A 19,126-nucleotide genomic window follows, 5' to 3' on the forward strand; every position below is an offset into this window, starting at 1 on the left:
TTGAAACAGAATTCAGCAAAAGAGAACGGCAAAATTAAATCTATTAGGCTTCGTACATTTCTCCAGTTATATCTTTATAGTCATTTGCCGAGATCCAGCCAATGCTTACATAAAATGCAACGTCCTCTGGGCCGTAACACTGCCAGTCCCAGAATTGTTTGATATCTGCTACAGTTGGAAACATCATTCTGATCTTCCCCCTTTCTGCATAGCCAATAGCTGTGTTAATTGTTTTGACAATAAAGCATTTTGTTTCTTTAAAAGTTCTATATCACTTGGCGGGAGAGGGGCTGGTTTTAGGCTATCTATATACTCCTTTGTCGCTAATTCATACCATTGTTGTTTTTCCACATCAAATGCAGCTTTATAAAAAGAAGGATTATTGGGTGGTGCAATTGTTGTACAGTGCTCTGGAATAATATAATTTCCTTCATCATCCCTCTCATACACTTCTATTGGTCTGACCAATTCATTTTGATGATTATATTCATAGACTTGGATCATTTTGATCACTTCCTTAATTTAATGGGATGACCGTATCTAGATAATAACCAGTTACAGAAATGTCATTTTTCGACAGTAAATCAGTTATCTTTAGATCTCCTGTCTTATATATAAGTAGTTTACTATGACCAGTTGTACCTAATACTGGAACTGATACTACTAGGCCTTTATATGGTAAGCCCAGTAAGCCCGAAATTGGAATCTTTCCACAGATAACTTCTATATTTGCTTTTAGGTGGCCTCTCAACAATAATAAATTTCTTCATCTAGTATATTCGACTGGTCTATCTCCATAGAGGAACCATTGTCAAGCGTGACATTTAGCCACTTGACATTTTAAAATTCAGCATCAGTTACTATTTTTTCCATCCTTTAAAAAATACCGTAAGTATGAACCGTTCCGAACCAATGAGTGTTGTCATAACTCCTGCTGACATGAATGGTCTTTCTACCATTTATAGTTTCTAAAACGTCAATATTAAACCAAGCTGAATCATTTTCAGTAGGCATATTTACTAACTTAGATCCAACAGCAAAATAAAACCCTGAAGGTAATGTTAATATATCTGTGTCCATTCGCATAGATAATCTTGTCCCATTGGTATTCAATAAATGATGATCGTTTAGTCGCTTCCACCCACTCCATTCTTGTTTATTGCCTGTAACATCAGTTGTTGAGCGATTAACATAAATATCTCCTGTATTGTTTACACCAAGTATCTATACATATATATTTTCACTGAAAACAGATAAAGCCCTCATTGAACTAAATGTCGGTAAATCTTCATGTCCCTCCTGAATATACCAAGAATGTACACCAGGTAACGTTGTTAATCTCTCCAATATACTTGAATCATTTGCATTAAATTCTCTCATACGCTTTCCCATCGTCAGCAGTGATTTTAGATAACTGTCCTGCGTCCCATTTATTTTTTTCATTTTGTGTAGGCATTTACAGCCAATTAATCGCCATGTCTTTCACATAATAGGAAAAACAGAAAACGTTGCCTAACGTATCAATTACGATTCCAACACCAATATTATTTTGACCTACAAGCTGGAATCTCCTTAATACAGCGTTGCCAATAGCAGGAGAATCAACTACCCCAACACCTCTAGGCGCATAGAATGAACAGGCACCTAGAGTTTTAATTTCGTCATAGATACTGCCGCCAGCAGGGATACTGATCAATTGGGAGCCGTTATCATTTGTCAGTTTATACTGCTGCGAATTATTCCATTTCTTCTTATCTGTACTAGAAATGTGAGGATTTGAATCTTCTGTATGAAGGTTGAATTACTTCAACAGTTCTTGGTCATTTTCAATCAAAATCTTCACCATATTGTTAAATAAATCTTCATGCGCCTTGTCATTTATCTCAAAAGAACGCAGTGTTTTTAAAACCATATCCTCCCCCTTATATATGAATAATGAATCAAAAATCTACGTGAATTTTTATAATAATTTCAACTCTTCTATGTCACGTAATATGTGTGTCATTTGTTTTGTTAAAAATGCAATTTGTTTCTTCAATATTTCAAGATCATTAGGTAAAGGCTTTATTTTAAAGCTATTCATATACTCTTGCGTGGCTGTTTCCTCCCATTGTTTTTTTTTAGGATCAAATTTTGCAATATATGATTCAACAGGAGGTGGTATATCTGTAAAACCTTCAGGTATATCTTCATGTTCATTTACGAGTAGTTTTTCTTCACCTGGTATATAGATAAATTGATCATCATATTTATAAATCCACATATTATTACCTCCTACAACGTACTAAATTTGATTAAAAACGTAATGAATTCTGTTGGATTGGCTGTGTTAGAAGATAATTGCACACACACTCTTCCATCAGTTGTGATCAATGTCCTATGATATTGTGGTGTTCCAGATGTTCCAAGGCTAGAAGCCACTCCAACATAATAGACAGGCTGCTTTGGACGGTAGCCTTCTGGTAAAACAAAAACAGGAATTTCCCCTAATGGACCATCTCTTACAGCTCCATTAATTTCGACTTCGCCTAAAGCATTTTTACTAAACCGAATCGGTAAAGAACTCGTACTGTATAGTTTCCATCCGTTTAGTATTCTAGGTGTGGTCCACGTTACTTCTTGATCTGCTTCAGTAAGACTACGCTTCCAACCTTGCCAACCTAGATTTAAGTCAAGGTAGTTAGTAAACATGTTATTTTTATAGTCTATTGCAATGACCCAACCAAACGTACCTTTGTTGTTACTGTCGGATGAAGTAAAATGATAAAAACCTCTTGAAGCCAAAGCTGAGGGGTTGTCTTGTACACCAGCAGGTGAATAAAATGTACCAAATGTTTTTCCTGTTTCAGTTAATTTATCTAATAAATTTTCTGTCGCTCCCACAGATACACGTACGCCACCCGTGTCATTAGTAATTTTAATTAACTGACTATCATTCCATTTATTTTGATCGGACATATTTGGCAGAGGCGTCCAACTAATAGAAAGATCACTGGACCCATATAGAAATGTATAAGCATTTCCCATTGTATCGATCGCAAATCCTGTTCCTGCATTCGCTTGCCCTACCGTTTGAATGCCTCTTAAAGCATTCGTTGTTGGACTATCTTCTATTCCACGAGGAGCGTAAAATGTACATGTTCCTTTATCTTTAATAGCATCATAGATCTTACCAGAAGCTGGAATGCTGATTAAATGTGTCCCATTGTCTGCAGTTATTTTATAACTTTGAGAATCATTCCATTTTTGTTTCTCCAATCCAGTTACATGTTGAATCGTATCATTTTTATGACTAGTGAACTGTTCTAACAGCCCATGGTCGTTTTCAAGTAAGACTTCAACCATTTCATTAAATAGGTTTGCATGAGCTTTATCACTAGTTTCAAATGTTTTTGGTGTTTTCAAGTCCATTTTTGACTCCCTCCCTTAATAAATATCATCAATCTCAAAAACAAATTCGATGTCGCCGTCTTTTTGTTTGTCTGTCATGGTTCGGATGGCGGTGAATTTGCCCGCTTCGTCGACAAGGGCTAGTTCATTGATGACTTCGCCTGCGAGTTCTCCTTCAGCGATGGTGCAGGTGTAGCGGATTTTTGCCGGTTCCATGAAGGTAAACGAGTCAATATTTTTTTGAATCAGTTCTTTTTTGAGTGCTTGTTCGGTTCCGTCAAGAGAGATTGGTTTTCCATCCTTTGTTCCTCCACTTCCGAACGCCATTTTGACGACTTTTGTGAGTTTTGTTCCTTCTGCTCGTGCCTTTGCCATTTGTTGACGTGCATATAGTGTGGTTACGGTTAATTGATCAGCCATTGTGATCCTCCTTATAGGTCTATTTTTTTAGAAGTTGCTGCTAGCATTTTTGATCCATCAAGCGGAATGGATCCATCGAGAATCCAATAATGCTCCTTGATCAGTAAACTGCCGCCTTGTTCATTTTGAACATGTACTGGTAAGCGGAACGTCATCCTCTTTTTCGTTTGATGTGAAAGCTGGTTCTTTGCGCGCAAAGTCAGCGTAGCTGCTTGCTTCGTTTCATGCGATGCTCCAGTCATGACATAATTCATACGATATGCTGTTTCTTTCTCTTGTTGAAGCGGCATTCTCATCTTTAATGAATGCCGAAAACGAGCTGGGACCTCCGTAGTACCTCGTATCCCGCTGAGATAGAACGTTCCATTTAATACGAATTCACCATTGAGTAAAATTGGAATATGATCGAAAAAGCCCACTCTGCTTCGCAGTGTGAGCCGCTGGTGATGATCATTTGTTTCATGAACATCTGTATGATGAATGGCGGTGAACGTATACGCCAAATGTGCTGGCTTTAACGTTTCGAGTATTTCGACGATATATCTTGTGTTTTGCAGGTCATCTAGGTTGACACGCAATGCAAAATGATAACGGTTGATTGTAAGACGGATGATTGCACTCGGATTTTTAAGAAATCGATTCACAGATTTCTCTAATGACAGATACGTAATTGGTGGAATGTTCGACATCATATTGAGTAATCGTGCCCTGCGCAGCTCAATCGAATCATCTGACTCTCGCTGCACCTTGAGCATTCTCTCCCACCGATTCAATCCCCACGTCGCTGTTAAAGGGAAGAACTGATCCGTTACATCAAAAATGGATTCGTCCAATTGTTCAAACTCTGGCGCCTCCGTTTTTAGTAAATGATCCACATCATAAATCTCTGTGAAATATGGCGGCAAGTAGTTTTTCATTTCATCAAGTTTGCTCAATAACCTTCACCTGCCTCAGACGTGGTATCTCAATGTCCTGTAATACTAAGTTTTTTGACTCCCCATTCAATAAGACGTTTGCATAATCGGACACGCTCTCTGAATGGTACAAAATATCATTTAAGGCGGACATTCGAATCGTACTTTTTTCAAATGCGATTGATTTTAACAGTGCTTTGACCTTTTCTTCTATTTCTTTTTGCGCTCCTTCAAGTGTCCAGTCCATCTGAAGTTCGACGGACACTTCTATGTCAATATCCAGCCACTTGGCACTTTCCACGGTTGCTTTTGAACCAATAGGAGCTTGCCCTTCTCCTTCTCCCGGTACAGGGTCAATATACTCCTGGACCCTTTTGACAAGAAGCTCAGAGGCTACATCTAGATTGCCATCTGTGATGACAATTTTGACCGTTCCCTCTCCATTCCATAGCGGGAACACTTTCGCTCTGCCGACACCAACCACTTCCTCGGCCCACTTTTTGTAATGTGCTCTGTTGGCACTGACAGCCTCTCGCCTTGCGCGTATTAAATACCGATCGTATAATGACGCATCATCTTCTTCCTCTTGCCCTGGTATCACCAATTCCTTCATGATCATCGACTCTAGACCCGGAATTGTATCAAGCGATAGCAGCGGCTGACCTGTTAATTGCCCATTGCCGGCTGTACCTGTTGTCTCGCATTCTAGTGTACCGTCCTTTGAAAATTGAAAATAAACATCTTCAATAAAGAATCTTGATCCTGCTGGAATGTTTACGTTCTCTGGTTGAATGGTTACGGACCACACCGCTGTGGTGGCTGGCTTTCGTTCAATCCCTACTTCTGCTGCTCGTCGATCTAAAAATTCCCCCTGTGCTGTATCAGCAAAGACAAGCTCAAACACTTGATCAAGCCAAATATACGACTGAGCGAGTTCAGCAGCAGCAGGTGCCAAGGCATTCCAAATGACGCTGTTTTCTCTTTTATCTATGTCATCTGGCAGCCTGTCCAGCATTCTTTCCATCAACGCCTCATACGTTTGCTCCTCAAACATCTCCCTCCATCACCTCCTCTATTTCTAATGTGCCTTCATCTGTGACAATGGTTAGTTTGACTTGAAAGGCATCATTTTGCTTCGTGACCTCTATCTCTTCAATATGATCAATCCGCTCATCAACGACCAATGCTTCTTCAAGCAATCTTGGAATCTCCATTTCTTTGTATTCATCAGTTGCTTCAGTATCAGTCAATAGCTCCTGAATTTCAGTGCCAATATCGTGACTGTAAATGGGATGTGCATAGCGCTCTGTTCGCAATGTCATATAAATAAATTGACGGATCGATTCAATGCCTGTAATGGCTTCATTTGTCAGCCTGCCATTTTCAAAATCTATGCGATACGTCGTCGAGGTTTCTACCTCTTCATCTTCCTCTGTTTCCTCGATTTCTTCCTCTGGTGAAAGTGCCACGTTCATCACCTCCCTTACAATTTGTCGATGATGTAAAAGGACTGCCCTCCTGCCATTGCGAGTACCATAATGCTGTCTCCCCTTTTCAACTCATCATCCTCACCCTTATTTAAGCGTTTAGGCCAAATAAGCAGTTCTTCTGGAATGATCAGCTTACTATTTTCATTTAATCGGATGTGAAGAGGCGAAGCCATTGTGACCTCTCCAATCACCAGATCAATTGGAGAAGCTGCATCTACTGCATTGACAGCGAGTCGTTTAATTGCTTCACTTAATCTCATGCTTGATCACCCTTTGGCATGGAATTTTTCTCAACGACGTCAATTGTCATGGTGTGCTTCACTCCATTGAATTCATGCTTGTCTTGATCGATCCAGTAGGTTTTTTTGATGTTGATTTCAGGGATTTTCAAATAGATTGGCAGACCGCTTTGCAGTTCAGGGATTCCGAGTGCTTGTATGCTTTTCACTTCTTGTTTGACGCCTTTTTTTTCAGCTAGGCGTACTTTCGCTCTTTTTTGAAGCTGCGGCTGGTTGATTTGACCTGTGACCGTCTCCACATGCTGTAAAATGCCGTACTGACTCTGACCCGCTTTGTCCTGTTCGATCACCACAATATCTGATTTGCTACCTTTTTTCTTATTCTTCCCCTGTTCGTCTACAGACGTGCGCATCTTCACACGTGTTGCTGTCTCTTCAATGGAGGTGCTGTACTGATAACCGATGAGGTTGACGCCTGATTCAATGACCCACACGTCCTCTGGATCGGGCCAAGCTCTCAGCCCCATCTTGCCTTTAGCAGAATAAATTTGATAATTTCTACCGGTTTGCCGCTTCGTTTCCTTCAATGCTTTTAAAATGATGTCATATAAACTCGTGTCATTTTTAAAAACGAGAGACTTCATGATATGTCCTGTATTTGCGATGGATGTCATAGGAATTTGAAAGTCTGCCCCGATCCGCCTCAAAATTTGATCTGCCCGTTGATTTGAAAAAACATATACATCTTGGTTTTTCACTAAATATTGGAGCATATCGTATGCGGTAAAGGTCAGCTTTCCTTCAACAGGCGTCCTAGAAAACACGATGCCTCTGAACAGCTCTTTTCCTTTCCATTTAAAAAGAACCGTGTCTCCTTCTGAGACACGGTAATATGTTTGACTGCCTTGCTTTGTGATAATATTCGCCTGAATAGAGCGAGGGGCCTGATACCTTTGCCCCTGAAGTGTCACACTCTCTGTGACAAGCTCATACATCGTGCCGCTTCTGATGGCAAAAAGCTCAATCAATGTCAGCCCCCCTATTGTGGTATTTTCAATTTTTGCCCTGGAAAAATCCAATATCCCGGCTGTTTAATATTGAGTTTACTTCGTTTGATCATCGCTGCTTTATTGGCATTCCAAATACGCCGCCATTTTGTACTATCGCCATAAAAACGGCCTGAAATGGCCCAAAGAGTATCTCCTTTTTTGACAGTGTACAATTTTGGTGGTGTTTTTGAGGGTCTTTTCTTTTTGGTTTGTTTCGCTTTTTTCTTTCGTTTGATTTTCCTAGGCGATGCGGTTTTATATTCCTTTAACTCGATCGTAAATTCATGATCACCTATGTCATAAGACCCTTCCTTGTGAGTGAAGCTCTCAATGCTGCACGTCATATTGATTTTAGTCCCTGTCACAATCAGTCGCACAGACTTCTTTGAACGCATCATTCGTTCAATTTTCGCTATTGCATTCTCTGGTGATGGAATGCTTTTATATTCAGCAATTGGCGAATATTTCTTAGGAAATAATGAGGTGAATGATACTTGTTTAGCCGATGGTACATCAATAAAAGTCAGTTCTCCAAAGGAGGAGACCTTCACTGTTTCATTTTGTACATTATTTGTGATCTCAAGTTCGGATGGAAGCACAGGGAATCGCAACTTCTCCTTGCCTTGGGAAATCCACAATTGATACACTGATTTACCCATCGATCACGACCCCTTTCGTTCCTGTCTGAAGCTCTACTTCCAATTCGTCTACAAGCATTTGTCTAATTTTTTCGACCAGCGATTGCTGATCCTGTCCATTATGGAAATGCTGATCACCATTGAACTGGATGGTGATTTGTTTATTGCCTGACGTTGTTGCATTCCCAGCTGGCTGTGCTGAGGTGACTTGCTGCATCTGTGATTCTGGTAAAGGAGCAGATGCATTTGATGGATCATAGACTTGCATCCCAAGTGCCTTTGCTGCCTGCGTCAATAAATATCTCCCGCGAATGCCTCTTTCTTCTGGAATAATCCATTCGCGTTTGTTTCCTTCACCGACTCTAGCTACCTGCTCCTGAGTAATCAGACCGCCATTGGCGTAGCCTTTATAAGGACCGCCTCTTCTCATACTCCGTAATCCCGGTGTATTGAAGACTGTTCCATATCTGCCCTTAATGTAGTTAATGGCTGCTACGGCATTATGAATTGGGTTCCAAATATCATTCATGCCCTTTCCTTTATTGGAATGGAAGGTCGGTCCAATGGTTTGCATTAACCCTTTAGAAGGCGTTCCCTTCTTGGCGTTGGAATCCCACAAGTTGATGGCTTTCGGGTTACCATTTGATTCGTGCTGAGCGATTGTCATAAGACCTGGAAGCCAGCTCATCGATGTACCAGTCGCCATCAGAGCTGCCATGAGCCACTGCTGAACACTAAGACCTGAAGCACCCATACCGCTGAACGCTCCGATTAATGAACCCGCTTGATTTTCAGCAAACTTTTTCACATCAACTGAATCGAGCCCTTTGACGACACCGATCGATGCGAATTTCCCTAGACTCATCATGACACGCGAAGGAGAATGAATGTCTAGTTCTTCTCTAAACGCCTGTTCCACTTTCTTCGCCATTTCTTTGGCAGCTTGTGTGACTTCACTTGCTTTTGAACGCATGCCGCTATTGAAGGCGTCGATCATTCCTGAACCCCATCCTGGTGATTCTTGTTTGGCCTGCAGGAATGGTTGTTTGACGTGTTGGTCTACGTATTGGCTTGTGCCAATTGATGTGGCATTTTGACCTGTTGCAAAGCCACTAACCGTTCCAGAACCCCAAGTTGGTGATGCTGTCATCACTTGTTGGTATGGTGCTTTTACACGACTTTGCAAAAAGCTGTCAGTTCCTGTTGGTGTCATTTGCTGGCTAGTAGCAAATGCCGATACCGTTTGTTGTCCGTACTTTCCTGAATCTGATGTCATTTGATTAAATGGCTGCTGAATGTTTTTTTGCTTCCATTGGTCAAGTGAAACCACCTTTTGATTCAGCCCTTGTTCAAAATCATGATTAAATTGCTCACCTATGCTGGCAGATTGGATGTTTCCATTCATTGAAACCGTTCCACCAATTGAACCGGCAGAAGCAGTTGGAGCTGCTGGAGCATTTGGCGATATTGGAGCTGGAGAGCTAGAAACTGGACTTGCTGCTCCGCTGCTGCTTGGCACAACAGACATTCCAAGATGAGAAGCAGCTTGTGCAAGCAACATCTTCCCACGGCCCCGGTTATTTTGAGTTGGAATGACAAATTCGTTACCCGCTTCACCAATCCATGATAAGGTAGGTTGGGTGATATAGCCGCCTGTGGCTTTTTTATCAGGATCTCCAAATAAATGTTTTACTACAAAATTAATGCCATCGCCCGCTTTGTCAAAAATCTTTTTAACCCAGTTAAATGCTTTAGAAAAACCATCACTTATGGCACCTGCCACTTTTACGATCGGTGTCTGAATATTATCTTTAAACCATTTAGATAATCCATCCCATATATCTGTCACCACTTTATACGCTTCTTCAAACTTCTTCCCAATGCTATCTTTGATGGTTCCAACCGTTTCTACAAGCGGATTCCATACATTGTTCATAAACCAAGAGGATACTGCTCCAAAAATTGATTGAATGGTTTTCCACGCATTTGATAATGCTGTCCAAATCCCAGTAGCGACTGTAACAACTGTGCTGCTTAGCGGTGTCCACACATTCTCAATAAACCAGCCTGCTACTGCACTGAATGTTTCTTGTATCCACGTCCAGGCATTGACTAGACTTGTCCAGATCGTGGTTGCTACTGTAACGACTGTGTCGCTTAGCGGTGTCCAGACATTTTCGATAAACCAGCCCGCAACTGCACTGAATGTTTCTTGTATCCATGTCCAGGCATTGACTAGACTTGTCCAAATCGTGGTTGCTACTGTAACGACTGTACCACTTAGTGGTGTCCAGACGTTTTCGATAAACCAGCCTGCGACTGCACTGAATGTTTCTTGTATCCATGTCCAGGCATTGACTAGACTTGTCCAGATCGTGGTTGCTACCGTGCCAACCGTGCTGCTTAATGGTGTCCACACATTTTGGATAAACCAGTCTGCGACTGTAGACCACACTTCAACAATTTGATCTTTGATTTCAATGGCTTTTTGGCCAATCTTCTCAAATCCACCGCCATCAAACCATTTTCCAATTGTTTCACCGATAGATTCTCCGCCCATACTGCCAGCGATGCCGCCTACTAGGCCGCCGATGGCTGTGCCTACTCCTGGTACTATACTTCCAATAGCTGCACCTGCTGCTGCACCTGCCATCCCTCCGGCGATGCCGCCTCCAGTCGCACCGATCTTTTCACCAGCATTCTCTTTTTTCATACCAATTAGATTTGTTGCACTAAGTACACTGCCTAAAATAGGTACTTTCTTTAATAATTTGCCGCTCCCTTTACCGATATTTTTCAACGCATCCCCTAATTTACTTGGAGGTCTTCTATTCATTTCGGTTCTTGTTGTGGCATTTGGATTTCTAGGTTGTCTTGGTGATTGACCATTTCTATTTTTGGTTTTAGTAGATCCTCCCCTGCTTAAACCTCTTGCACAACAAGGACAACAACTATTGCGAAACAAACCTTTACCACCTCGCGGCTTAGATTTCTTATTGGGAGCTGAATTTGATGGTGTGGATGTTGGTGCTGTTGTTGGTGCCGTTGTTGGTGCTGTTGTTGGTGCCGTTGTTGGTGCCGTTGTTGGCGCTGTTGTCGGCGCTGTTGTTGGCGCTGTTGTTGGCGCTGTTGTTGGCGCTGGAGTGCTACTTCCATTCGATTGATCACCTGCACCAAAGAGACGATCAAATACATTGGTCACCAATTCATCTAGTTTTTTTTCAGGATTAAATTTAATCTTCTCTTTTATTCTTCCGATCACATCTTGCTTGTACTCTTCCATTTTATTTTCAACCCAAGGAAGTGCCTTTTCGTCCCAAAACTTTCTAGGACTTAATTTTTCTTTCAGCTTGTCTGCAACATCACCTGCATATTTTTGAATTTCACTTAATCCTTTATTAGCAAGGCTCTGGAGCCAACCCTGTTTAGGTTCATCCGTTTTAACTGGCGGACTAACAGCCTCAGGTTCTTTTTTTATATTTTGTTCTTTCACAACTGACTCTGCCTGATCTCGTTTTTTCAACTTACTCTTTGCATTGTCTTGAACAGATACTCTGATCTCATGTTTAGCCATTGTCAAGCTTTTGAGTGTCTTTTTGATTCGTTGAATGGCAGCGGTGGCTTGGTCAACCATGTTTAATCTCATATAGTACGTTCTGTTCATGAGCTGAAGGATTGATTTTTTGATTGATGACATTTTTCCTGACAACTGATCATTCAGTTTGAACGTCAGCAGGATTGGACTTGCTTGTGATTGTTTCAAGCGATCTATACTGGATTTAATGACATCTAGTCCTTTTGCTTGAATCGATATGATCATCTGTTTCGGTATCATGTTCAGCTGGTTTGTTAATGATTTGAGATCACGATAGATTCCTTGATCTAGCTTCATGGATAATACAGAAAACCTTCTCATCGATAAATTAAGGTTCCTTAGCTTCTTTTCATCCATTTCCAGGCTTATTTTCACCGGTTTTCTAAATGGCTTTAGCTGCTTCTCAAACGTTTGAAATCGTTTTTGAATGCGCAATAGCTTCTTTGATACTTTGTCTTCTAATTCAAATCGTGCAGTGAGCTTCGCCAGTTTATTTCCCTCCTTTCTTTGCTTCTTTTTCTAGCATGTCGAGTTTGTAGCTGATGAGTCCGAATAAGAATGCCTTAAATTGTCTTGGTGCTTCGTATAAATCGAGGAGTTCTGATGGGGAATAGTGAAGCTCGTGCATGGCGTAATATAAAAACACCGCTTCCTTATCCCCATCTTTTATTAGTTTTTTGCTGCGTCTTCTAAATCTTCAATTTCGTCTTCGAATCCATTGATTTCAATGGCCTTGTTTAACCAGTTTGCGTATTCACCGCCGACAGATAAAACACGTTTTGCAACTTCAACTGGATCTTGTGTGCTGTAGGCTTCTCTTAATTCCTTTGAGCGGAAATCTGGATAAATCGTCGATTCAATGGCAATTCGTGCGTAGAAGCGCTGGCTGTCTAAGTCTTTCACACGGCCTCTGCCTTTGACATTTTTGAACGTGGTGTTCTCTTTTTCCAGTTCATCAATACGTTCCGTGGTAATCGCTTTGAAGACAAAAGGAATGACATTCCCTTTTTTATCAACAAAACGCTTAGAAATTGGTACTTTGACCTCTTCCGCTTCTACTGTTTGTCCTGGCATAAAAAATGAAAGATCAAATGTTTGTTTTTCGCTCATGTTTAAAAACTCCCTTTTGTTTGTTTTTTGAATGTAAAAAAGCACATCCATTTTTTGAATGTGCTTTCCAATCTTTTCATGTATAATATAACTCGTACAATTGAACGGCTTGCTCAAGGGTGTCTGGCTCATCCCCGATAGGAAGGGGGTGATGCTCATGTCAACGTTCCAAGCGATTTCCCTAATGCTTTTATTCGGGATGTTTATCCTTGCTTTGTTGACGTATATAAACAAAAAATAGACTCCCCCTTGAGCTTTGGTAGGTGAAAGGGAAAGTCTATCCTTAAAACTATCTAATTGATAAGCCAGCCCCTTGAAGGGCCTCATTGTACATTGCCGGGATGTTAGCGCATCCTGGCTTCTTTTTATTGTATGCAAATCGCTTTGCATGTAAACATCATTTTGTGTGTCATTGAATGCAATGTGCATTACAAATGCATTCATTTTTCATTACATTTGCATTATAGCATATTTGGTTTTTATTTAGCTAATTAATTAGCTAATTTCCTCCACATTTCTTAGAAAGAATTCTTCAGCTTTTCAGGCAGATCAAAGTCTTCAAATGTAAATGGAACTTCTTCTTCAAGTGCCTCTGAATCGACATCTAGTCCAGCAATTTTAGCTGAATCAAAGTTGACATCGAATAATGTCACACGCTCTGTGCCTCGGCCTGATGATTTATCATCAATTACCGCTTGAAGAGTGAAATAAGGATCTTCCCCTTTTTTCACATAGTTGAGCATGAGTTGAACGAAACGTGACGTAACTTTATAGAATGTTGCCGTTCCTGTTCCGTTTGCCCCAGTTGTTTTATGGCCAGTCATTCGGCGGCCCATTACGTTCACTTCTGATTTATTTTTCTCCACGTTTGCTTCAAACGTTTTGATAAAGGCAAGCTCCTCACCTTCTAAGAAAAGACGACCTTCTTTACCTGAGATTGTATTTTGTGCTTTAAAAGCCATCTTACTTCACCTCCACATTGAAATAGAATTTTTCTGCTGCGTCTACTGGCTGTACTGCTAAATCGATGATAAATCCATCACGATCTTCATTGAGGCCAATGACGATGTCTGTTTCTGAGTTAAAGCCTGTAATGCCGCTTCCATCTTGAAGTTGTGTGAGATACTGTGTAATCAGTGTTTTCACAAGCTGCACACCATCGTCTGATGCTGGAATGTCATTGCCATTGGCTTTGCGTAATTTAATCAAATTTTTCAGTTCAAATGTTAAATCATTGTTGATTGCATCTAGCACACGGATGATTTTGTTTTTCGCCATTTGCTGGTTCTTTTCAACCGTGAAGCTTGTCAAAGAGTTAATATCTTTTTCAACGCTCACCGTGCGGTCTCTTGCATCGAAAGTGAAAAGAAACTCTCCTTGTGATAAACGGTATTCTACTTGATCATTATCAAGACGCTCTAATGTATCGACTGCGCCTTCGTATTCAACAAAGGTCAGTGACTGATTAAAATTCGCTCCTGCACTTGCTCCTGCGACCCAAGCTGTTGTTTGAGCAGGCGTCAGTTCTGTTCCGTCTTCTAAAACAACACCGCTTGTGACATTGATGATTCCTTCTTGATCAGCTGCATAGTTAGCCACAACGCCTTGCACCTTACGTCCTTGCTTATCACGTAAACGCTCAATAAATGACGCGAATGTTGCTTTTAATTGCTCACTATTATCGACTGGTAGTGCAATGACATCAAAGTATTCCGTTTCAGCTGCTTCTAGGAAAGCTGTATAATCTGCGACACTTGCCACACCGTTTTTCCCGCCGCTTAAAGCCGCTCCAGCAGTAATGACCGCTTCGCCTTCACCAGAAAATTGAACGTATTTGTTTTTCACAAGATCTTTGACATCTTTGACCACCTGTTTATCGACAATATCTGTTCCAAGATAGGTGATGACGTCACGTTTTGTGCTGTCGAGTACATTTTCTGCCACTTGAATGGTGATCTCATTTCCTTTTTGACCACCATAATTGGCTGTGACCACAAAGTTTTCTGCGATTTCCGCTTTGGCTGGCTCTCCTTCGTTTAGACGGTAAAGCAAGACCGTTTGCGCTTTTTTCTTCGCTTCACGGAAAAGAAGAAGTGACTTATCATCAATGTTGAGCCCGACCTTTTTATTTAAGTCTTCCATATCGGAAACGGAAATAAAGGTTTTTGGTTCTCCCCAGCTCATGACAAGAGGAAGTGCAACTGTTCCTCGCTCGCCTAAAGTAATTCGCTGCTCTGCTGTTGTTTTAAAATTAAAGTAAATGCCAGGACGCTTTTTCTCTGTACCTGGTGTAAAAGTGCCTCCGTTCATCCTTTAAACCTCCTTGGACAAAAAAGCATCGATGTGCTTCTTTGCTTCTGTTTTTGTAATTGGTTGATGTTTGATATAAAAAAGAGCACCTTCAAGGATTTCTGGTTTTACCCCAAAAAGATCCTTGCTGTGCTCTTTTAAGGCTTCAAATGAAAAGCCAAATTCTTTTTCTTCGCCCGCTGTTTGATCGAGCTGTGTTTTTTTAGTCTTGCTCACGTTTGATCACCCCATCTGAAAAATTGATATCTTCTAGGCTTGGCTGTTTATCTCGGTTGTACCAATAGCTGCTATCCCACGTCAGGACAATCGCTGCTACACCTTGATCTATGATTCTTGTTTCCACTCTTTTTATGCGGACATAATCATCAAGCACCTCTCCATCTTCACTAATCATCTGAATGATTTGACGATCAGCAAGCAATGCATCAACGACTGTTTCCGCCGCATCATGCGCTTTTTCTGTATCCATATGAAACACTTTCACTTGCAGCGAATAAGATTTCATAAAAGTAGACACTGTATCTGGACCACTAATGACAGTCACTGGCGGCACATAAACAGATGGCACTTGGAAACGCTCTGGCAGAAGACGATCATACATTTTCACAGGAAAGTGTGTGTATATATAATGCATGATTGCCCCGACTTCTTGATTCATTCCATCACCTCCCAAAATGTCGATCGATCCAGCTTTGAAGCTTTCGATCCAGCGAGTGTTCAAACATTTGTTCATAGAGCATGACGGCATGATCCCAGTACCCATTTCCTTCAATCCATTGAGATGAAAGCATCATGCCAGTACTGGCATTCGGATCATATTCAAAGCGGCTGCCGGCCCATCTGCCTGGCACCCATCTTCGTTCTCCATTTGAAGAAATGGCATGTCCATCATTCACGTAAGAGGCATAATCAAGCTGTGTCCCTACTTCTAGCGTGAGCCCGCCTCGGGAAGTGAGAAAGTGATTCTCCTTGTCACCTTTTTGAAAGGAATTGAGGAGACGGCCTGTATCAACAGCCTTTTCTTTGATGATTTCATCTTGAATGATGTCTAAAAACTGTAAGCCCATTTCCTGTAACCACTCTTGATATTGCGCCGTTAAGCCGCCACTATTTGCCTGTTGGAGCTGGGATAGCAGCCGGTCAAGTCCATCAATTTTCATAGGTTTTCCTTTCTGACGGCCATCACTTCCATGTGATGATTTTTCACTCTTTTTGGCTGCTGCAACTTAAGTGAGATGCCGTTCCACACCATTTTGTCATGCAAACGAATGTCGCTTGCTAAAGGGAAATGGACGAGATAGGACTGATAGATGACTGTATTCGGTTCTTCTTGCACGAGTGACTGGCTTTTTTCTACAACATAGCAAGCCACATCTCTCATACTTGGTGTATCAGGATACGTGAGATCCGTTTGCAGATCCCCTGCTGGTATACCAAATTTGCCGCGGACTGCCTCCTCATTCTCCAAGTGAAAAAGATCACAGCGATCCGTTAATAGAGAATCATAGCTCATAATGATCTCACCTTTAAATTGGCGCTGCCGCCAGTTAATGAAGGTTCAATATAATCAACAAGAAGGGCATACACATAAGGTCTGCCTTTCACTTTGTCCGCTGCCTTTGCATATGAATAATCACCCATTTTTTCTGAAGTCAAGCCTTTCATCATGGATTCGTCATCATTCAGCATGGCAAAATACTGGGCCATTTTTAATAAGGCGATCCTTGCTTTTTCAGGAATGGGCTGATATTTTTCATGTGTAAAATCGTGCCCGACCATTTGAAATACCGCTGCTTCTGCTTCAATAATATCTGCCGCTAGTCTCTCTACAGAACGATTTTTCACGCGATCAAATACAGAATAGGCTTGTAGTTCCTCAGCAGAAATGATCATAGCCTGCTGTCACCTACTCTTTCACTTTCATTACTTTGGCTACAGCATCCTCTTCCTCAAATTTGCTGTCGAGCTTCGCTGTCAGAACAATGATAAACTTACGGCTGCGAATATCTTTTTCTACTTCAATACGAATATTGCGAGAAAACCCTACGATAATGTTTTTCGGGTGTGTCAGTAAAATATCTGATACGTCTGTTCCTTCTTCATCATATGGCTGCATATTGGCAAGACCTTTGACCGGAACACCGAATGCAGAAGAAAGTCCGCCTTGAATCGCCGCATCTCCGAGACCTGTCTGACGGTTTGCTACTTGGTCTTTCCACTCGACCTCTAAACTTGGGGATGTATAAAAACGGAAATCCTGAGGTACACGTAAATATTTTGACGGCATCGCTTTGTAGGCTTGTTTGAACATTTGACGGCTAATTTCCGCTCCATTTGCATCGACAATATGAGAAACTGCCTGTTTTCGTACGCCATCCATTTGAGCTAAAAATGGATCTTGTGATGTTGTATCACCGTTGACGATCAATTCTTCAATATCGACTGCCGCTCGTTCCGCCAGCATTTGCATAATGGTCTGCTGAATCCCGTCTTTTTCAATGTTGTTTTCAATGCTGTCGTACGTCATATGAATCTCAGCAATGACTTCTTTTGCATTGAGCTGAACAGTGCTTGTCGCTGGGACAACACGGTCTTTTGCATCCAGCGCTTTGCCTTCTTCTGCTGGGCGTAAAATGCGCTGACCGAAGCCGATTTTTTCGATTTTTTGTGAATCACTTTCCATTGGAATGATACGTGCATCATTTAAAACGGTTGGTGTATTTTGCATCATTCTAATGAATGTGTTGGATTGGGCTGCGTTCATGAGACCGCCTGTTTTTAAGCTGGCAAGTGTCATTTCAGCCTTGCGAATCAACTCTTGATTTCTCACACTTTTTCCTCCTTATTTAGGCTTATAGTAAGCCATCCCATATGGGCTTTGTCATATCATTTTGTGTATCGTGATTTGTTTGTTTAGAAATGCCCCGCGCTTTTTCAAGCATGTGTATCCGCTCTGAAATAGGCAGTAGCTGTTGCTGAAGCACTTCCTGAATCGCTGCTTTTTCTCTGCCTGCTGATTTCTCTAAGGAAGAGAGCTGATGACGAATTGGCGCAACCACTTGCTCCAGCACTTTTTGTACAGGTTCTTCTTCACCTGCTTGATCTGTCCCTTGTTTATCCGCTTGTTGTAAAACGTTGTCGATGGCCATTTTTGCTTTTTCTAGTTCGCGTACTTGATCAGTCGTTAATCCGGCATCTTGCTTTTGAACGGATGCTGGTCTTTCGCCAATCGTTTGGAGGACATCATTTGTTTTCAACACATCCTGCACAATTGGAATCAATTGTTCAAGTGCCGCTCTTACGCTAGACTCATCACCATCACTTGACTGCAACGTTTCCAGCAGATGATCTAAAACGCTCCAAAATTGTTGTGGCATATTTGCACCTTCCTCTTTCAAAAAGAAATTTTTCAGCAAAGAAAAAAGCCCTCTCTCGTTTGTTTCTTGAGATAGGAGCTGATCGTGTTCCTCTATTGCGATGATGTCTGCTGTTCCAGCCATTGAGTAGCCTGTAATATGGCCTTGCTGAATTTGGTCCCAAATATCTTGTGATGCCTTTGTCACAAGTACCCAAGATCCTTTTTGAATCAGCTCCCCGCCTACTTCAAAATCCGCTGGGGCAATGTATGATTCGACGACTTCGCCAACACCGTCTTGAAAATCATGCTGTTTATCAATGTGACGGGCATCTTTCATAAAACCGTGTGCTGCTCTTTCAATTTCTTTGGCCGACATAAAGTCTTGATGTGCATCAGGTGTATTGGGTTCATACACGACGCCATATACGAGGCGATGGGCATCCTCTGCCTTCGTCAGGACACTGACTTCTTTTTGAAAGTCAGGCTGCTTTTTCTTTGCTTTCATCAAGAAAAATTTCTTTTGGTTGGCGGCCTTGTCCACATAGGAAACATGCGTAATTTTTGCGTTTTTTAATTCCCTTGGCATATGTTCACCCCCTTTCAAAAAAGCTCA

Annotated in this window: 26 protein-coding genes; 2 read left to right on the forward strand and 24 right to left on the reverse strand. The window is 41.4% G+C overall.

All coding sequences use genetic code 11. From position 1 onward, the window contains the following. Window positions 1–43 precede the first annotated feature (43 nt). The 13 genes from LCD34_RS05590 to LCD34_RS19550 form a co-directional block, all read right to left on the reverse strand. Window positions 44–187, reverse strand: coding sequence for an XkdX family protein (locus tag LCD34_RS05590; RefSeq protein WP_187424748.1), 144 nt, complete (start codon window positions 185–187; stop codon window positions 44–46). Next, complete coding sequence (locus LCD34_RS05595) at window positions 184–504, reverse strand: hypothetical protein (protein WP_148779640.1); 321 nt, start codon at window positions 502–504, stop codon at window positions 184–186. The genes LCD34_RS05590 and LCD34_RS05595 overlap by 4 nt, the downstream gene beginning before the upstream one ends. Window positions 505–1,456: 952 nt before the next feature. Further along, window positions 1,457–1,696, reverse strand: coding sequence for a hypothetical protein (locus LCD34_RS05600; RefSeq protein WP_224558654.1), 240 nt, complete (start codon window positions 1,694–1,696; stop codon window positions 1,457–1,459). Window positions 1,697–1,960: 264 nt separating this feature from the next. Then, a complete protein-coding gene (locus tag LCD34_RS05605; RefSeq protein WP_148779641.1) occupies window positions 1,961–2,263 on the reverse strand; it encodes a hypothetical protein in 303 nt (100 codons plus the stop codon). 11 nt (window positions 2,264–2,274) lie between these two features. Then, window positions 2,275–3,411, reverse strand: a complete 1,137-nt coding sequence (locus tag LCD34_RS05610; RefSeq protein ID WP_148779642.1) for a hypothetical protein — start codon at window positions 3,409–3,411, stop codon at window positions 2,275–2,277. A 15-nt stretch (window positions 3,412–3,426) separates the two neighbouring features. Further along, window positions 3,427–3,810 (reverse strand): phage tail protein, encoded by a 384-nt coding sequence (locus tag LCD34_RS05615; protein WP_008344081.1) that lies wholly within the window; start codon window positions 3,808–3,810, stop codon window positions 3,427–3,429. An 11-nt stretch (window positions 3,811–3,821) separates the two neighbouring features. Next, complete coding sequence (locus LCD34_RS05620) at window positions 3,822–4,745, reverse strand: YmfQ family protein (RefSeq protein WP_224558655.1); 924 nt, start codon at window positions 4,743–4,745, stop codon at window positions 3,822–3,824. Further along, window positions 4,732–5,778, reverse strand: a complete 1,047-nt coding sequence (locus tag LCD34_RS05625) for a baseplate J/gp47 family protein (RefSeq protein WP_142155841.1) — start codon at window positions 5,776–5,778, stop codon at window positions 4,732–4,734. The genes LCD34_RS05620 and LCD34_RS05625 overlap by 14 nt, the downstream gene beginning before the upstream one ends. Continuing rightward, window positions 5,771–6,193 (reverse strand): DUF2634 domain-containing protein, encoded by a 423-nt coding sequence (locus tag LCD34_RS05630; RefSeq protein ID WP_008344087.1) that lies wholly within the window; start codon window positions 6,191–6,193, stop codon window positions 5,771–5,773. The genes LCD34_RS05625 and LCD34_RS05630 overlap by 8 nt, the downstream gene beginning before the upstream one ends. A gap of 14 nt (window positions 6,194–6,207) precedes the next feature. Next, window positions 6,208–6,474: a DUF2577 family protein gene (locus LCD34_RS05635; protein WP_017358996.1), complete on the reverse strand. Its 267-nt coding sequence runs from the start codon at window positions 6,472–6,474 to the stop codon at window positions 6,208–6,210. Next, the gene (locus LCD34_RS05640; protein ID WP_135226206.1) at window positions 6,471–7,481 is read right to left on the reverse strand and encodes a phage portal protein; all 1,011 of its coding nucleotides are present in this window, start codon (window positions 7,479–7,481) and stop codon (window positions 6,471–6,473) included. The genes LCD34_RS05635 and LCD34_RS05640 overlap by 4 nt, the downstream gene beginning before the upstream one ends. An 11-nt stretch (window positions 7,482–7,492) precedes the next feature. Further along, window positions 7,493–8,161, reverse strand: coding sequence for a LysM peptidoglycan-binding domain-containing protein (locus LCD34_RS05645; protein ID WP_224558656.1), 669 nt, complete (start codon window positions 8,159–8,161; stop codon window positions 7,493–7,495). After that, on the reverse strand, window positions 8,154–10,976 hold the full coding sequence (locus tag LCD34_RS19550) for a transglycosylase SLT domain-containing protein (protein WP_411910432.1): 2,823 nt from the start codon (window positions 10,974–10,976) through the stop codon (window positions 8,154–8,156). Before LCD34_RS19550 ends, LCD34_RS05645 begins: the two co-directional genes overlap by 8 nt. A 181-nt stretch (window positions 10,977–11,157) precedes the next feature. Here LCD34_RS19550 and LCD34_RS19670 point away from each other — a divergent pair, with 181 nt between their 5' ends. Beyond that, the gene (locus tag LCD34_RS19670; protein WP_224559374.1) at window positions 11,158–11,304 is read left to right on the forward strand and encodes a YMGG-like glycine zipper-containing protein; all 147 of its coding nucleotides are present in this window, start codon (window positions 11,158–11,160) and stop codon (window positions 11,302–11,304) included. A 921-nt stretch (window positions 11,305–12,225) separates the two neighbouring features. Here LCD34_RS19670 and LCD34_RS05660 read toward each other — a convergent pair. Both LCD34_RS05660 and LCD34_RS05665 read right to left on the reverse strand, forming a co-directional pair. After that, window positions 12,226–12,363 carry a hypothetical protein gene (locus LCD34_RS05660; protein WP_008344097.1) on the reverse strand — a complete coding sequence of 46 codons (138 nt, stop codon included), beginning with the start codon at window positions 12,361–12,363 and terminating at the stop codon, window positions 12,226–12,228. Between the two features lie 41 nt (window positions 12,364–12,404). Continuing rightward, window positions 12,405–12,845, reverse strand: a complete 441-nt coding sequence (locus tag LCD34_RS05665) for a phage tail assembly chaperone (RefSeq protein WP_008344099.1) — start codon at window positions 12,843–12,845, stop codon at window positions 12,405–12,407. 184 nt (window positions 12,846–13,029) lie between these two features. Here LCD34_RS05665 and LCD34_RS05670 point away from each other — a divergent pair, with 184 nt between their 5' ends. Further along, window positions 13,030–13,086 (forward strand): putative holin-like toxin, encoded by a 57-nt coding sequence (locus LCD34_RS05670; RefSeq protein ID WP_229200408.1) that lies wholly within the window; start codon window positions 13,030–13,032, stop codon window positions 13,084–13,086. Window positions 13,087–13,363: 277 nt separating this feature from the next. On the opposite strand, the gene LCD34_RS05675 is transcribed toward LCD34_RS05670, so the two are convergent. The 9 genes from LCD34_RS05675 to LCD34_RS05715 are packed head-to-tail and all read right to left on the reverse strand — an operon-like array spanning window position 13,364 to window position 19,099. After that, complete coding sequence (locus LCD34_RS05675) at window positions 13,364–13,807, reverse strand: phage tail tube protein (RefSeq protein WP_003213309.1); 444 nt, start codon at window positions 13,805–13,807, stop codon at window positions 13,364–13,366. A gap of 1 nt (window position 13,808) precedes the next feature. Further along, window positions 13,809–15,155, reverse strand: a complete 1,347-nt coding sequence (locus LCD34_RS05680; RefSeq protein WP_017367936.1) for a phage tail sheath family protein — start codon at window positions 15,153–15,155, stop codon at window positions 13,809–13,811. A 3-nt stretch (window positions 15,156–15,158) separates the two neighbouring features. Continuing rightward, window positions 15,159–15,371, reverse strand: a complete 213-nt coding sequence (locus LCD34_RS05685) for a hypothetical protein (RefSeq protein ID WP_008344108.1) — start codon at window positions 15,369–15,371, stop codon at window positions 15,159–15,161. Further along, window positions 15,358–15,813 carry a DUF6838 family protein gene (locus LCD34_RS05690; RefSeq protein ID WP_041091933.1) on the reverse strand — a complete coding sequence of 152 codons (456 nt, stop codon included), beginning with the start codon at window positions 15,811–15,813 and terminating at the stop codon, window positions 15,358–15,360. The genes LCD34_RS05685 and LCD34_RS05690 overlap by 14 nt, the downstream gene beginning before the upstream one ends. Before the next feature lie 4 nt (window positions 15,814–15,817). Further along, a complete protein-coding gene (locus tag LCD34_RS05695) occupies window positions 15,818–16,315 on the reverse strand; it encodes an HK97 gp10 family phage protein (RefSeq protein WP_046344351.1) in 498 nt (165 codons plus the stop codon). Then, window positions 16,312–16,668 (reverse strand): YqbH/XkdH family protein, encoded by a 357-nt coding sequence (locus LCD34_RS05700; RefSeq protein ID WP_017367938.1) that lies wholly within the window; start codon window positions 16,666–16,668, stop codon window positions 16,312–16,314. Before LCD34_RS05700 ends, LCD34_RS05695 begins: the two co-directional genes overlap by 4 nt. Next, the gene (locus LCD34_RS05705; protein WP_007500574.1) at window positions 16,665–17,048 is read right to left on the reverse strand and encodes a DUF3199 family protein; all 384 of its coding nucleotides are present in this window, start codon (window positions 17,046–17,048) and stop codon (window positions 16,665–16,667) included. Before LCD34_RS05705 ends, LCD34_RS05700 begins: the two co-directional genes overlap by 4 nt. Window positions 17,049–17,061: 13 nt before the next feature. Beyond that, window positions 17,062–17,985, reverse strand: a complete 924-nt coding sequence (locus tag LCD34_RS05710; protein ID WP_008344119.1) for a phage major capsid protein — start codon at window positions 17,983–17,985, stop codon at window positions 17,062–17,064. Between the two features lie 22 nt (window positions 17,986–18,007). Then, window positions 18,008–19,099, reverse strand: a complete 1,092-nt coding sequence (locus LCD34_RS05715) for an XkdF-like putative serine protease domain-containing protein (protein WP_224558657.1) — start codon at window positions 19,097–19,099, stop codon at window positions 18,008–18,010. Between the last annotated feature and the right edge of the window lie 27 nt (window positions 19,100–19,126).

The organism is Bacillus sp. RAR_M1_44 (assembly GCF_020165935.1).
Lineage (GTDB): Bacteria > Bacillota > Bacilli > Bacillales > Bacillaceae > Bacillus > Bacillus altitudinis.

Coding starts and splice junctions, on each gene's coding strand:
- LCD34_RS05625 (WP_142155841.1), bottom strand. CDS start 5,778: ATGTTTGAGGAGCAAACGTATGAGGCGTTGATGGAAAGAATGCTGGAC.
- LCD34_RS05700 (WP_017367938.1), bottom strand. CDS start 16,668: ATGAGCTATGATTCTCTATTAACGGATCGCTGTGATCTTTTTCACTTG.
- LCD34_RS05680 (WP_017367936.1), bottom strand. CDS start 15,155: ATGAACGGAGGCACTTTTACACCAGGTACAGAGAAAAAGCGTCCTGGC.
- LCD34_RS05595 (WP_148779640.1), bottom strand. CDS start 504: ATGATCCAAGTCTATGAATATAATCATCAAAATGAATTGGTCAGACCA.
- LCD34_RS05715 (WP_224558657.1), bottom strand. CDS start 19,099: ATGCCAAGGGAATTAAAAAACGCAAAAATTACGCATGTTTCCTATGTG.
- LCD34_RS05590 (WP_187424748.1), bottom strand. CDS start 187: ATGATGTTTCCAACTGTAGCAGATATCAAACAATTCTGGGACTGGCAG.
- LCD34_RS05605 (WP_148779641.1), bottom strand. CDS start 2,263: ATGTGGATTTATAAATATGATGATCAATTTATCTATATACCAGGTGAA.
- LCD34_RS05705 (WP_007500574.1), bottom strand. CDS start 17,048: ATGATCATTTCTGCTGAGGAACTACAAGCCTATTCTGTATTTGATCGC.
- LCD34_RS05675 (WP_003213309.1), bottom strand. CDS start 13,807: ATGGCTTTTAAAGCACAAAATACAATCTCAGGTAAAGAAGGTCGTCTT.
- LCD34_RS05615 (WP_008344081.1), bottom strand. CDS start 3,810: ATGGCTGATCAATTAACCGTAACCACACTATATGCACGTCAACAAATG.
- LCD34_RS05645 (WP_224558656.1), bottom strand. CDS start 8,161: ATGGGTAAATCAGTGTATCAATTGTGGATTTCCCAAGGCAAGGAGAAG.
- LCD34_RS05695 (WP_046344351.1), bottom strand. CDS start 16,315: ATGAAAATTGATGGACTTGACCGGCTGCTATCCCAGCTCCAACAGGCA.
- LCD34_RS05660 (WP_008344097.1), bottom strand. CDS start 12,363: ATGCACGAGCTTCACTATTCCCCATCAGAACTCCTCGATTTATACGAA.
- LCD34_RS05690 (WP_041091933.1), bottom strand. CDS start 15,813: ATGAATCAAGAAGTCGGGGCAATCATGCATTATATATACACACACTTT.
- LCD34_RS05610 (WP_148779642.1), bottom strand. CDS start 3,411: ATGGACTTGAAAACACCAAAAACATTTGAAACTAGTGATAAAGCTCAT.
- LCD34_RS19550 (WP_411910432.1), bottom strand. CDS start 10,976: ATGAATAGAAGACCTCCAAGTAAATTAGGGGATGCGTTGAAAAATATC.
- LCD34_RS05665 (WP_008344099.1), bottom strand. CDS start 12,845: ATGAGCGAAAAACAAACATTTGATCTTTCATTTTTTATGCCAGGACAA.
- LCD34_RS05635 (WP_017358996.1), bottom strand. CDS start 6,474: ATGAGATTAAGTGAAGCAATTAAACGACTCGCTGTCAATGCAGTAGAT.